The organism is Silvimonas soli (assembly GCF_030035605.1).
Taxonomy (GTDB): domain Bacteria; phylum Pseudomonadota; class Gammaproteobacteria; order Burkholderiales; family Chitinibacteraceae; genus Silvimonas; species Silvimonas soli.
In genome coordinates, this window is the sequence record NZ_CP106736.1 from 2,621,063 (window position 1) to 2,635,355 (window position 14,293).

At 57.6% G+C, this 14,293-nt stretch carries 9 protein-coding genes; 5 read left to right on the forward strand and 4 right to left on the reverse strand.

Annotated features, from left to right (window positions below; translation table 11 throughout):
* The first annotated feature begins 72 nt into the window (after nt 1-72).
* The 3 genes from ppc (at nt 73) to N7220_RS12120 (ending at nt 6,028) form a co-directional block, all read left to right on the forward strand.
* Nucleotides 73-2,832 carry a phosphoenolpyruvate carboxylase gene (gene ppc / locus N7220_RS12110; protein ID WP_283147777.1) on the forward strand — a complete coding sequence of 920 codons (2,760 nt, stop codon included), beginning with the start codon at nt 73-75 and terminating at the stop codon, nt 2,830-2,832.
* Nucleotides 2,833-2,876: 44 nt separating this feature from the next.
* A complete protein-coding gene (locus tag N7220_RS12115; RefSeq protein WP_283147778.1) occupies nt 2,877-3,371 on the forward strand; it encodes a hypothetical protein in 495 nt (164 codons plus the stop codon).
* Nucleotides 3,372-4,042: 671 nt separating this feature from the next.
* A complete protein-coding gene (locus N7220_RS12120) occupies nt 4,043-6,028 on the forward strand; it encodes a glycosyl hydrolase family 18 protein (protein ID WP_483409568.1) in 1,986 nt (661 codons plus the stop codon).
* Nucleotides 6,029-6,472: 444 nt separating this feature from the next.
* Here the strand turns inward: N7220_RS12120 and N7220_RS12125 are convergent, their stop codons facing one another.
* The gene (locus N7220_RS12125) at nt 6,473-7,522 is read right to left on the reverse strand and encodes an FUSC family protein (protein ID WP_283147779.1); all 1,050 of its coding nucleotides are present in this window, start codon (nt 7,520-7,522) and stop codon (nt 6,473-6,475) included.
* 171 nt (nt 7,523-7,693) lie between these two features.
* On the opposite strand from N7220_RS12125, the gene murB reads away from it, so the two are divergent.
* A complete protein-coding gene (gene murB / locus N7220_RS12130) occupies nt 7,694-8,707 on the forward strand; it encodes a UDP-N-acetylmuramate dehydrogenase (RefSeq protein WP_283147780.1) in 1,014 nt (337 codons plus the stop codon).
* Between the two features lie 58 nt (nt 8,708-8,765).
* Here murB and mpl read toward each other — a convergent pair whose 3' ends face one another.
* Entirely contained in the window at nt 8,766-10,139 is a 1,374-nt protein-coding gene (gene mpl / locus N7220_RS12135; RefSeq protein WP_283151441.1) for a UDP-N-acetylmuramate:L-alanyl-gamma-D-glutamyl-meso-diaminopimelate ligase, read from the reverse strand.
* A gap of 102 nt (nt 10,140-10,241) precedes the next feature.
* Here mpl and N7220_RS12140 point away from each other — a divergent pair, with 102 nt between their 5' ends.
* Nucleotides 10,242-11,213 (forward strand): GGDEF domain-containing protein, encoded by a 972-nt coding sequence (locus N7220_RS12140; RefSeq protein ID WP_283147781.1) that lies wholly within the window; start codon nt 10,242-10,244, stop codon nt 11,211-11,213.
* An 86-nt stretch (nt 11,214-11,299) separates the two neighbouring features.
* On the opposite strand, the gene N7220_RS12145 is transcribed toward N7220_RS12140, so the two are convergent.
* Nucleotides 11,300-12,754, reverse strand: a complete 1,455-nt coding sequence (locus tag N7220_RS12145) for a TrkH family potassium uptake protein (protein ID WP_283147782.1) — start codon at nt 12,752-12,754, stop codon at nt 11,300-11,302.
* The gene (gene trkA / locus N7220_RS12150; RefSeq protein ID WP_283147783.1) at nt 12,754-14,133 is read right to left on the reverse strand and encodes a Trk system potassium transporter TrkA; all 1,380 of its coding nucleotides are present in this window, start codon (nt 14,131-14,133) and stop codon (nt 12,754-12,756) included. Before trkA ends, N7220_RS12145 begins: the two co-directional genes overlap by 1 nt.
* Nucleotides 14,134-14,293 lie beyond the last annotated feature (160 nt).

A 14,293-nucleotide genomic window follows, 5' to 3' on the forward strand; every position in this document is an offset into this window, starting at 1 on the left:
GGGGGTGTTATTTGTTACAATGCTCGGGTTTGTCCCAACTGTCCGATCAACGTCTTTCTGATAGCGAATCCCATGTCTTCTGCACTTGAACTGATTGCCGAAAAAGACCTGCCACTGGCGCGTGACCTTGAAATCCTGGCCGATGTGCTCGAGAGCACCATTCGCGAACAAACCGGTAATGCCGCCGCGGACCAGATCGGTGCCATTCGGGATCTCGCAATTCGTTATGTGGAAGGCCGCGATCCGGAAGCCAGTGTGGCGCTTGCCCGCACATTGTCGACGCTTGATCTGTCCAACGCCATGGCGCTAGTGCGAGCATTCAGTTATTTCTCGCATCTGTCCAATATAGCGGAGGACTTGCATCATAACCGTCGTCGCCGTATCCACAAAATGCATGGCTCGGAAGCGCAACGTGGCAGTATCGAAGCGGCTATCAATGCGCTGATCGCCCGCGATATCAAGCCATCTGAAATTCTGGCGATGCTGGGCGAAACGCTCATCGCGCCGGTGCTCACTGCCCACCCGACTGAAGTCAAACGTAAAACCATTCTGGAATGCCACGCTGCGATTTCCGAATTGCTGGTAGCGCGTGACCGCAATGCCATGACGCGCGAAGAAGAGCGCGCCAATCGCGAAGCACTGGAACGCGTGGTGCTGACGCTGTGGCAAACCCGCGAAATCCGTACCTTCAAGCTCAAGGTGCAGGACGAAGTCGAAAACGGTGCCACGTTCTTCCGCAGCACTTTCCTGCATGAAGTGCCACGTTTGTATATCGATCTGGAAGACAAACTGGCCGCGTTGTCCGGCGCCGATGTCGAGCTGCCCAATTTTGTGCACATCGGTTCGTGGATTGGGGGCGACCGCGACGGTAATCCGTTTGTGAATGGCGATGTGATGCGCTACGCCGTGTCGCGCCAATCGGGTATCGCGCTGGATTACTACTATCAACAGTGTTCCAAATTGGGCGCTGAACTTTCCATGTCGACGCGCCTGGTGCAAGTCGACCAGGCGCTGCAACGCCTGGCAGAACAAGCCGCAGAAGACGAACGCAAGACAGAAGAGCCGTATCGTCTGGCCGTGGGTCATATCACCGCGCGTATTTTTGCCACCGCCATCAAGATCGGCACTTTCCATCATCAACTGCATGATGTGGCGCGTGCGCCGGAATACGAAAGCGCCGCCGAGCTGGAACGCGATCTGCAAATTGTGTCGGATTCGCTCAAGTCGCATGGCGCCGCCAAACTGGCCAATGGCCGTCTGCGTCGCTTGCTGCGTGCCGTGTCGGTATTTGGTTTCTACCTGGCACCGGTGGACATGCGCCAGCACGCTGGCATGCATGAAAAGGTGATTTCGGAACTGTTCCAGAAAGCCGGTCTTGAGGATTATCCCAAGCTGGATGAAGCCTCACGCCGCGTGGTACTGCTGCGTGAACTGGCCAGCCCGCGCCCGCTGATCTGCCCGCATGTGGATTACACCGAAGATACCCAGAAAGAAGTGGATATCTATGCCGCCGCCGCTGAGTTGCAGGCGCGTTATGGCTCCGAAGTACTGCCCAATTACATCATTTCCAACTGCGAGTCGGTCTCCGACCTGCTGGAAGTGGCGGTATTGATGAATGAAGTCGGTCTGATTCAACTCACTCCGATTCCAAAAGCAAAGATCAACGTTATCCCGCTGTTTGAAACCACCGCCGACCTGCGTAACAGCGGCCAGATCATGGCTGAACTGTTTGCCTTGCCGCAGTGGCGCACCATCGTGGCCGCACGCGGTCAGGTGCAGGAAGTCATGCTGGGTTATTCGGACTCCAACAAGGACGGCGGTTACCTCACATCCAACTGGGAGCTGTACAAAGCCGAACTGAACCTGGTCAAGGTGTTTGAGGGCGTTGGTATCAAGATGCGCCTGTTCCATGGTCGCGGCGGTACGGTGGGTCGTGGCGGTGGTCCGGCATTTGATGCCATCGTGGCGCAGCCAGTGGGTTCAGTGAACGGCCAGATTCGTATTACCGAGCAGGGCGAAGTGATTGCCTCCAAGTTTGCTGACCGCGAAGTCGGTCGCCGCAATCTGGAAATCATGATCTCCGCCACGCTGGAAGCCAGCTTCCCGACGGATGAACAAGCCCGCGTTGATACGCCAGAGCGTCACAAGCTGGCCGAGCGCCTGTCGCTGCGTGCGTATCAGGCCTACCGTGATCTGGTTTACGCCACACCGGAATTCATCACTTATTTCCGTGAAGCCACGCCGATCAACGAGATCCCGAACCTGAACATCGGTTCGCGTCCAAGTGCGCGCAAGAACACCAATTCGATCGCCGATCTGCGGGCGATTCCTTGGGTGTTCTCCTGGTCGCAATGCCGTTTGATGCTGCCGGGCTGGTTTGGCTTTGGCACGGCGATTGCCGAATACCTGGCCGAGACCGACGAAGCGGGTCTGGCCGTCTTGCAAGAACTGTATCGCGAATGGCCGTTCTTCCAGGTCACCGTATCCAATATGGAAATGGTGCTGGCCAAGTCGGATATCGCCATTGCCGCGCGTTACTCCGAACTGGTGCAGGATCAGGACCTGGCTCGCCGTATCTTCGGTCGTATCCGTGATGAATGGCAACGCGCTGTAGACGCCGTGCTGGCCATCACTGGTCACAAAGAGCTGCTGGGTGATAACCCGATGCTGGCGCGCAGCCTCGATAATCGTCTGCCGTATCTGGACCCGCTCAACCACTTGCAAGTTGAATTGCTCAAGCGCCTGCGTGCGGGTGATGAAAGCGAAGACCTGCAACACGCGGTGCATTTGACGATTAACGGGATTGCGGCCGGTTTGCGTAACAGTGGTTAATACCGCTCAGCAATAAACGCCCGATCCGGCATATACTCGCCGCCATGATCCGTCCCTTTGTTTCTTTCAAGGCTACCGGGTTGATGGCGGCGATTTCTTTTGCCTGTGCCACTCACCTGGTCAACGCTGCTGGACTGCCTAGCCACTTTGGCGAGCAGATGGAGGCCGCGCTGTCTTGCCATTCCGAGTGGTCCACCAGTTGGTGGCGGGCGTATTTCCGCAATTACCTGGGAAAGCCGCTGCGCACCTGGGGCGATGCGGAGTGGTTCGACGCCAAAAACGCCCAGCTGGCGGGCAATACAGCCAGCGAAGTATTCGTCAATCTGCCGGAAAGCGGTGCCTTGATGGTCGGCGTGCTGATTCCTTCCCCGGTGGATACGGTGCGCAAACAACTGGAAGCCACCCTCAACACCCAGTTCGTTCCTCTGGCCGGGCCTTACCCGCGCTATCTCTCCAAATTCGGCAGTGTGCTGGTGGGTTTGTCCAACAAACAAACCAAGTGGTATTGCGCGCGCTGGAGTCTGGGCAACCGTCCCTGAATTACCCGCTACCGCAATTTTGAGTTGTTCATGCAGACCTCTGTGATGCTTTTGGCATAACAGGTCGGTCATGTTTATAGATACCACTTTGTCATAATTCCACACCCCTGCCTTTTGGTTGCCACGTCAACGTTGACCGATTTTTCTCGGGCACAAGTTGTTGACGGTTCCTTAAAGAAAAAAGACTGGGTGGTGAAAATATTCATCACCAGGCCGATGCACAGGCACAACAAACACCCTGCATTTCGTCGGCGACAAACGTCATATATATCCGCCTGGCGGGCGCTTCGGTTTGCGCAATTCTGGATAATTCTTTTCTTATGTTGCAACGCAATAGTAATAAATAGTCCTTTCCACACAGCAATTTGAGCAAATAATTCATCTATTGCTGCAATGCAGCATCTTCGTTGAGCCAGCTGAAGCTTGCTGACGGCAATAGACGGTACCGAACGTCTGTCCAGGGTAAAACCCGTACGTCGGTCGCAGGCTTGACGTCAGATTCCGGTTTGGCGGCTAATGGGCGCCGTGGAACCCGAAGGCTGCATAAGGGTGTCGGTTACCGTCAGCACAAAGCACTGCGAGCAAGGTGCAAAAGAAAACATCATCTGACGACCAGACCACTGGATGCGCATGAATAGCGCCAATACAAGAAGGATGGAGACTTGCCTATTATGAAAATGAGACGTTTAAACCTTGCAGCGATTCCGGCCGCCCTCGTGGCGGCCCATTCTTTTGCTGCATATCCGGCCTGGGTAGACGGCGGTACTTATACTGCTGGCACCATCGTTGTTTACAACGGCCATGATTATCAAGCGCTGGTCACCCAGACTGATTATGTGGGTGCCAACTGGAACCCGGCTGCGACGCCAAGTCTGTGGAAGGATCTGGGAGCGGATGCTGGCGGTTCGCCAACGCCTACTCCGACACCTGCGCCGACGCCAGTCCCGACACCGGCTCCAACGCCGGCTCCAACGCCAGCGCCGACCCCGGCACCAACGCCTGCTCCTACTCCCGCACCTACACCAAGTGGTAGCTGTGCGGCGGTCTGGAATGCAACCACTGCCTACAACACCGGCAACACCGTTAGCCTGAATGGCGTTAACTATGTGGCCAACTGGTGGACGCAAGGCCAGAGCCCGGCCACCAATTCGGGTGCCAGCGGTAGCGGCCAGCCATGGACGATCGTAGCGAACTGTTCGGGTGGCACGCCGACTCCGACACCTACTCCAACACCGGCGCCGACACCTACTCCGACGCCAACTCCTGCTCCGACGCCTACCCCAACGCCGGCTCCAACCCCGACACCGACACCGACTCCCGCGCCGACACCTACCCCGACTCCAGCTCCAACTCCGTCGGGCAAGTATCAAGTGGGTTCGTACTTCGCGCAGTGGGGTATTTACTCGCTTGGCTATAATGTGAAGAACATCGACACCAGCGGTTCCGCTGCCAAGATGACCTTCCTGAACTACGCCTTCAACAACATCTACAAGCAAGCCGACGGTACCTATCAATGCCAGGGTCAAGTGACCGTGACTGAGCAAGGCGCCACCAACCCGAACGCAGCAGGTGCTGGTACGGGTGGCGATGCGTGGGCTGATATCCAGAAGGGCTTTGACGCAACCACTTCGGTGAGCGGCGTTGCAGACACCTGGAACCAGACCGTGAAGGGTAACTTCAACCAGCTCAAGCAACTGAAAGCCAAGTATCCAAACCTGAAAGTGATCATGTCACTGGGCGGCTGGACCTGGTCCAAGTACTTCTCGGCAGCTGCTGCCACCGACACTGGCCGCAAGGCGCTGGTTTCCAGCTGCGTCAACTTGTACATCAAGGGTAACTACCCGGTTGATTCCGGTTCGGGTACCGGCGGTACTGGTGTACTGGCTGGCATCTTCGACGGTATCGATATCGACTGGGAATACCCGGGTATCCAGGGCGTTGGCTACAACACGGTTGATCCGGTCAATGACAAGCACAACTACTCGCTGCTGATGCAGGAATTCCGTAGCGAACTTGATGCTTATGGCGCCACCACCGGCAAGCATTATCTGCTGACGGCGACCACCGGCGCGGGTTCAGACAAGATCGCTCAGGAAGAACCGGCCGCATTGGCTTCCTCGGTAGATTGGCTGAACCTGATGGCGTACGACTACCACGGTGGCTTTGAAACCACCGGTCCGACGGACTTCCAGGCCAATCTGTATGGCGACCCGGCAAGCCCGAATATCTCGAATGGCGGCACGGTAGCAACGTACTTTACCGATGATGCAGTCAAAGAGTTGGTCGCGGCAGGCTTCCCGATCGCCAAACTCAATCTGGGCATTCCGTTCTACGGACGTGGCTGGACTGGCGTGAAGAACGTGAACAACGGCATGTACCAGACTGCAACCGGCCCGGCAGCGGGTGCTTCTGAGGCAGGCATCAACAACTACAACGTGTTGAAATCCGCCGCAGGTAACATCTTCTACAACAATACCGTGGTTGGTCTGTACAAGTTCGATGGTACCAACTGGTGGAGCTACGATGATCCGTCGATCATCGCCACCAAGCTGAACTACACCAAGACCAAGGGTATGGGCGGTGTGTTCTCCTGGTCGCTGGATGGGGATGACACCTCCGCTACCCTGATGAACGCGATGGGCGCCATCAACCAGTAAGCTTCCAAAGTGTCGACCCGACGACGTATCAAGCAATACTGATACGCTTAGCCCTCCCGGATGTTCGGGAGGGCTTTTTTATGGGCGGAGTGGGTGTGTTCGAAGAGAGGAGGAGAGCGTGATCCGACTTGCGGCGTGGCGTTGATCGCTCGCTTGCCCATACCCGCAGCGGGGTACTAAAGCATGCGACCGCTCAAAAGCAGGAGCCTATCGCCTGCGGCTAAGTATTCCCTGCGCTGCTATGCCATTCTCTGGTCGGTTGGCTGGATAAGCGCTGTCGGGTCATTTAGTTGCTTTGAGAAACCCGGAACCGAGAGCCACGTTGCCCGGATGAAATCAGGTGGCCCGGATGAAGCGTTAGCGAGAATCCGGGGCTGCTGTATTTACACATGCGGTGCGGTCTCTCGCTCAGAGGCGCGGCGTGAGCAGTTCTCTCGCAATCCCTCAATACACGCCCGGCTTATGCTGCTTCGCCTGCCAGGCTTCTATCTTGGGCAGCATTCTCAAGTAAAGCCCCGAACCCACTGCGCACAGTGCGCAGGCCAGCACGGTATTTTCCACGCGTGCCAAGGCGAAATGCATGGGCGAGGCGATCACCCGCTGCAGGCCGAAATCCAGCAGGACCATCACCAACGCGGTAATCGGGATCACCGCCACCCAGTAATTACGCGCCTGCGCTGCCGGGGTCATTGCGGCCATAAGCGTGACCAGCAAGGCCAGTACCCATTCGTTGTTCACGTAATAGATCACTGCGGCGCCAGCGATTACGCCGATCATTGAGCCGACCAGCCGTTGAATAAGGCGATGCACGCTGTGGTGCGCGTCGTAAACGGTGACGATGGCAATGGTCAGCGGCACCCAGTAAAAACGCAGCAAGCCCAGCCATTGGCCCAATAAATAACCCGACAACACCAGCACAGCAAAGTACAGCGCAAAGGCGCCGTTATTGTGACGCCGCCGCATTAAATGCCGGGCCGCTTCGCGCAGCATGGGCGCCGTCTGGTATTCCGGTTCTTTGAACAGTTTCAGCGATAACAGGATCGACAAAATGCCGGAAATCCCGCCAAGAATCAGATAGGTGCCACATAACGGCGGCAGATCCGGCGCGCTATCGCCAAACAAAAAGGCCACCAGCCAGTACTTGCCAATGAACTCGACCGAGCCGCCAGCACCTTGCAGCCAGCCCGCAAACAAGGCAAAGCCCACCAGCAAGGCCAGCCCGGCGCCCGGCACATAATGGCCTGCAACACCGGCAATGCCCGCCAGCAACATCCCTAAGGTCATATAGATAATGGCGGCAATGCGCTCACTGGTTTCGCCGCCATAATCAACGAACAGCGTATAAAAACCGGCAACGCCGCCGTAAACCGCCGGTAAAAACTCTCCCCGCGTCAGTGCAATCAGTAGCGGTAACCCCACGGCAACCGCGCCGCGAAACATTTTGCGGGTGTTGATCGGGGTAGTGGCCAGAATCAGTGAAGGATGCAGCGCCATAGGGACAAGGCAAGCCTGTAAGAGACGAGGGTCGAAATGTAGTCAGACTACATGAACTTGCCCAGGTAAATAAGCCCGCCAACGCGTATAAGCGGCATCTGGCAACAGAGCGGGATTTAGCCTTTGCCACAAGCGGGGCATGCGGGATAATCGCGTTTTCAGGAATCCACCATGCCTTTGCTGCAAAACACCGACCTGTCTGGCCTCAATACCCTGGGGCTGCCATCCCGCGCCCAATTCTTGTGTGAGCTGACCGATATCGGTGAGTTGGCGACATTACGTGCCGATATCGCTTTGGCGGGCTTGCCGTGGCATGTACTTGGCGGTGGTAGCAATCTGGTATTGCCAGATGTGGTGCCGGGCCTGGTGATCAAAGTCGCTATCGCTGGGCGTTCGTTGGCGGGCGAGGACGACACTGCCTGGTACGTCTCCGGCGGTGGCGGCGAAAACTGGCATGAGTTTGTACAGTGGACCCTGGCGCAGGGCTGGGGCGGGTTGGAAAATCTGTCGCTGATTCCCGGTACCGTCGGCGCTGCACCAATCCAGAATATTGGCGCCTATGGCGTAGAGGTAAAGGACGTGTTGTATGGCGTGCATGCCACGCATTTGCAGACCGGTGAACAACGCGTATTCAGCAAATGCGAGTGCCGCTTTGCCTACCGCGACAGTATCTTCAAACAAGAAGAAGCCGGGCGCTGGTTGATCAGCGAGGTCATCTTTCGCCTGCCCAAACAACCGGCGTTGCATACTGCTTATGGCGAGATCGAACGCGAATTGCAGCAGCTTGGCGTACCTACCTCGCCCCAAGCTGTAGCGCAGGCGGTCATCAATGTGCGTCAGCGCAAACTGCCTGATCCGGCTGTGATCGGCAACGCGGGCAGCTTCTTCAAGAACCCGATTGTGGATGTGGCGACGCGTGACCAGATTGCTGCAGAGTGGCCCGAGCTGGTGAGTTATCCGGTGACTGCGGGTTGGGTCAAACTGGCCGCAGGCTGGTTGATAGATAAGGCGGGCTGGAAAGGCAAAACGCTGGGGTCGGCAGGCATGTACGACAAACAGGCGCTGGTGCTGGTCAACCATGGCGGCGCAGGGCGTGCGGATGTCGAGCAGCTGTGCCGTGCAGTACAAGCGTCGGTCAAAGGCAAATTTGGCGTGCAGCTCGAGCCTGAGCCGGTGTTCTGGTAATACGAGTTTTCATCCGGGCGACAAGAATGCCGATTTGCCGCCCGGATGAAGTGGCCAGTTAACGCTGCAAAGCCGCCAACAGTTTGCCGTGAATGCCGCCAAAGCCGCCGTTACTCATGACCAGAATGTGATCGCCCGGTTGTGCTGCGCTGGCGACATCGGCAACCAGCGCTGTCAGGTCATCATGCGCATGCGCTTTCTCGCCCAGTCCGGTCAACGCTTCTGCCGGGTCCCAGCCCAGATTGGCGCCGTAGCAATACACGCGATCTGCATCGACCAGACTGGCTGGCAATTGCGCCTTCATGGTGCCCAGCTTCATGGTGTTGGAACGGGGCTCCAGCACTGCCAGAATGCGTGCTTTGCCTACTTTGCGGCGCAAGCCCGCTAGCGTGGTGGCAATGGCGGTGGGGTGATGGGCAAAGTCGTCGTACACGGTGATGCCGTTGACCACGCCCTTAATCTCCATGCGGCGTTTGACGTTGCGGAACTCGCCCAGCGCCTCAATGGCTTGCGCCACCGGTACACCCACATGCCGGGCCGCAGCGATGGCAGCAACCGCGTTCAAGCGATTGTGTTCGCCCAGCAAATCCCAAGTCACCCGGCCTTGCATCTGGCCATTGAGCAGTACATCAAAATGCTGGCCGTCATCATTGGCCATCGCCCAACCCTGGTCGACCCCAAAGCGCTCGGCTTCGCTCCAGTTGCCGCGTTGCAGTACGCGATCCAGACTGGCTTCGCGACCGTTGACGATCAGGCGACCATTGCCCGGCACCGTGCGCACCAAGTGGTGAAACTGGGTTTCGATGGCATGCAGATCGGCAAAAATATCGGCGTGGTCGAACTCCAGATTATTCAGGATTGCCGTGCGTGGCCGGTAATGAACAAATTTGGAACGTTTGTCGAAAAACGCGGTGTCATATTCATCGGCTTCGATTACAAAGAAGGGAGATTGACCGCCTTTTTCCTGGCGTGGTTCGCCGGGCAGGCGGGCGGAGATGCCAAAGTTTTCCGGGATGCCACCCACCAGAAAGCCAGGTGCCAATCCGGCGTATTCCAGAATCCAGGCCAGCATGGAGGTCGTCGTGGTTTTGCCATGCGTGCCAGCGACCGCGAGAACCCAGCGACCCTGCAGGATATGATCGCGCAGCCACTCTGGGCCTGAGGTATACGGCAGGCCACGATTGAGGATTTCTTCCATTAACGGATTGCCGCGGCTGACCACGTTGCCGATCACGTACAGATCCGCGTTCAGCTGCAACTGGTCAGGAGACCAGCCCTCGATCAGCTCGATACCCAGTGCTTCCAGCTGGTCGGACATGGGCGGGTAAACCCCGGCATCGCAGCCGGTCACCGTGTGGCCCGCCACGCGTGCCAGGGCGGCGATGCCACCCATGAAAGTGCCGCAAATACCGAGAATGTGAATATGCATAATGGATTATTGAAATGTTATTAAAATTTAGAAAATTTAATGGCTTGGCGCGTCAAGTTTGGATTGCGTACAATCCGGTATTCCTTTTACGTTCCCATCTAGATCATGCCTAAAGTGCCGCCGGTAAATCCGGTGGAAATCGCCCGAATTGCCTTAAAACGGTTGGTCGAAAGCCGCTTGCCGCCGACCCCCGAAAACTATACGCAATTCTACAACGCGATTGCCACCATCAAGGCGCCGGAAGAAAAAACCACCGACGAGCTCCAGCAAGCGTGGCAGATTCTGTGCCGGCTGGACGATGCCGTTGGCGATGCAACCGATACCACCGAACAACTGATTGCCTCGCTGGCGGTGAATGGCGAGAGCATGGCCAGCAGTCTGGACCAGTTGCAAACCGCCCGCGAACAGCATCTAGCCAAGGTTGTGCCGCCTGAAGAGACGCATGGTCGCCTTGAAGCTCTGCTGGATCAGATCATCGATTCCACCAGTACCATTCATTCCTCGGTGCAGACCACGCACGTTGATCTGGCTGCGATCCGCGAGTCCGTGCGCCACATTGAAGAAGACCTGGCGCACAACCGGATGATCCTTGGGCTGGACCCGCTGACCGGCGCACATAACCGTCAGGGCTTTGATCACCTGCTGGCCGCCGAAGTAAAGCGCGCTCGCCGCCACAGTGGCAAGCTGAGCGTGGTGATTCTTGATCTGGATGATTTCAAGCTGGTCAATGACCGGTTTGGCCATCTGGTTGGTGATCAGGTGTTGGTGCACATGGCCGATCTGGCCAAAGCGGTGTTGCGTGAAACTGACGCTTTGGTCCGCTACGGCGGTGAAGAGTTCCTGCTGATTTTGCCGGAAACCGACCAGAACGGCGCGCAATATGTGGTCGACCGTTTGCGGGTTGTGGCTGCGCGGACGCCGTTTATGCACAAGTCCGAACGTATTGATGTCACGTTCTCCTCCGGCGTGGCCATGCTCAAGGATGATGAAAACGGTCGTGCCCTGGTATTGCGTGCCGATGAGGCGTTGTATCGGGCCAAACACAGTGGTCGCGGGCGGATCGAGCTGGCGCTGTAGTCCGGCTGCTTTACTGGCTCCAAACAAAAAACCCATGTCATCTGGCATGGGGTTTTTGTTTGGAGCCACACACGCATGCGCCTGGATTAGTGGCGCCAGAACGCTGGCGTGAACAGGATCAGCACCGAGAAGATTTCCAGTCGTCCCAACAGCATGGCAAAGGTGCAAACCCAGATTTGCAGCGGCGCGAAGACTGAAAAATTAGCTGCCGGGCCAACCACGCCCAGACCTGGCCCGGTATTGTTCAGGCAGGCCACGATCGCAGTGAAGCTGCTGAGGAAATCCAGATCAGTCAGCAGCATGACAAACGTCAGCACCACCATGCTGGTTACATACAACGAGATAAATCCGAGCACCGCAAAAATCACACTCGGCGGTACGCTGCGGCCATTGACCTGCACCGGTTGCACGGCGTTCGGATGTAACAGGGTGGTGAACTGGCGGCCCGCTTCCTTGAGCAGCACCAGTGCCCGGAACATCTTGATGCCGCCACCGGTAGAGCCCGCGCAAGCGCTAAAGCAAGACAGGAACAACATCAGCAGCGGTACAAACAGTGGCCAAGTGCCGAAGTCCGCCGTGGCGTAACCCCCATCGGTGGCGATCGACACCAGGTTGAACGCTACATTGCGCAGTGATGTTTCATAGTCGGGATAGACATTCTGCCAATCCAGGTAGGCCGCCAACCCGATGCCGGCTAGCAAGATCACCGCCAACATCGACTTGAACTCGGTATCGCGCCAGTAGGCTAGTAGCGAACGGCGGCTGAAGGCGACGTAATGCGTGGCGAAATTGGTGGCGCCAGCAATCATGAACACAATCAGGATGGCTTCGATGGCGGGCGAATTGAAGTACGCCACACTATCGGTATGGGTGGAAATGCCGCCCAGTGAAATGGCCGTCAGCGCGTGGCATACAGCGTCAAACCAGGTCATCCCGGCCAGCTTGAGCAACAGCAGGCAGAGGATGGTGAGCCCGATATAAACCAGCCATAAATTGCGCGCCGTCTCCCGGATTCGCGGTTTGAGCTTGGCGTCTTTGATTGGCCCTGGCATTTCGGCCTTGAACACCTGCATGCCGCCTACGCCCAGCATCGGCAAAATCGCCACCGCCAGCACGATCACCCCCAAGCCGCCCAGCCAGCTCAACATATGGCGCCAGAGGTTGAGCGACGCTGGCAGCGCATCAAGATCGGCGATTGTGGTGGAACCGGTGGTGGTCAGCCCGGCCATGCCCTCGAAATAGCCGTTGGTAAACGAGACGCTGGGGTCATAAAGCCAGAACGGCGCGGCCGCTGCGAGTGGCAGCAACAGCCAGATGCCGACCACCAGCAAGAAGCCGTCACGTACTTGCAATTCACGGCGAAAGGCATGCGTTGCCGCGACGATTACCAGCGCGCTGACAAACACAATTCCCAAGGCCTGTGCAAACGGCTGCAGGCCAGCATCTTGTCCGAACCAGGCCAGCCCCAGCGGAACCAGCAAGGTGAGTGAAAACAGCAGGGCTATCCGGGCGAGGATATTGAAGGTGGGCAACAAGCGCATCAGAAGAACCCCAGCTTCACGGCGAACAGATGCTCAACTTCGCGGGTACGCATTTTGTCGTGCACGAACAGGATGCAGCGGTCATCGGCTTCGATCACCGTGTCATGGTGCACCATGATGACCTTGCCAGCGCGCACGATGGCGGCCAGAAAAGCGTGCGATGGCATGCGAATTTCATCGACCCGGCGGCCAATTACCCGCGACACCGACTTGTTGCCATGAACGATCAGCTCAACCGCCTCGGCCGCGCCACGGCGCAGTGGTTTGACTGCGGCGATATCGCCTTGCCGGGCGAAGGCGAGCAGGGTGCCGATGGTGAGCTGGGCGGGGGAGAGCGCCACGTCAATGCGGCTGTCTTGCAACAGGTCGACATAGCGCGAGCGGTTGATGATCGAGATCACCTTGCGTGCGCCCATCTGTTTGGCCAGCAAGGACGACATGATGTTGTCTTCGTCATCCGAAGTCAGCGCCAGATATAGATCGGTACGGTCAATCTGTTCCGATTCAAACATCGTCTCGCTGGTGGCATCACCGAGCAGTACCAGCGAGTCGGGCAACTGGTTGGCAATCCATTCGGCGCGAGCTGGATCGCTTTCTACCAGCTTGACGCTGTAATCCTTCTGCAGGGCCTTGGCGAGGCGAAAGCCAACGTTGCCCCCGCCCGCCAGCAGCACGCGCTTGATGGGGCTTTCCACCACGTGCAACGCGGCGATGACTTTGCGCATTTGCCGTGCTTCGGCCAGCACAAATACTTCGTCTCCGGCCTGCAGCTCGGTGTCGCCATCCGGGCGGATGTAATGGTTATTGCGATAGACGCCGACGACGCGCCGGTCGACATTGGGCAGGACCTCGTTGAACTGGGTCAACGCCTTGCCTGCCATGGGCGCGCCTTCGGTAATGCGCGCCACCACCAGTTGCACCAGCCCGTTGGCAAAATCGAGCACCTGCAATGCTTCGGGCATTTTCACCAGCCGCACCAGGTAGTCGGTGACGACCTGGGCCGGTGTAATGGTGTGACTGATGGCAAAACCGTCTTCTTCCGAAAACAGCGCCTCGTGAGCCAATAGATCGGAATTGCGGATGCGGGCAATGCGCGTGGGCACGCGGAACATCTGGTAGGCAATCTTGCAGGCCACCATGTTCAGTTCATCCGTCGGGGTGACGGCCAGCAGCAGTTCGGCGTCTTCAGCGCCAGCTTCGCGCAGCGTTTGCGGGCTGGAGGCAGAACCGGTAATGACGCGCAGATCCAGTCGGCTCATCAGGGGAGCTAGATTGGCCGGGTTGTCATCGACGATGGTGACGTTGTGTTGCTCGTAGACCAATTGCTCGGCCACGGTGGCGCCGACCCGGCCGGCACCAAGAATCAGAATATTGGACACGTTTGGCTGTGATCTCTGTTTTATCTGGAGCCAGGCGCACGCGGGGCGGGCAGCCAGGACTCCGTTTGGTTTTGGCTTGATTGCGATGCCATGGGGGCGATCAGTACAACAACCGGACCAAAGGGCAGGCCAGTGGCCCCCAAAACGCAAAAACGGGAAG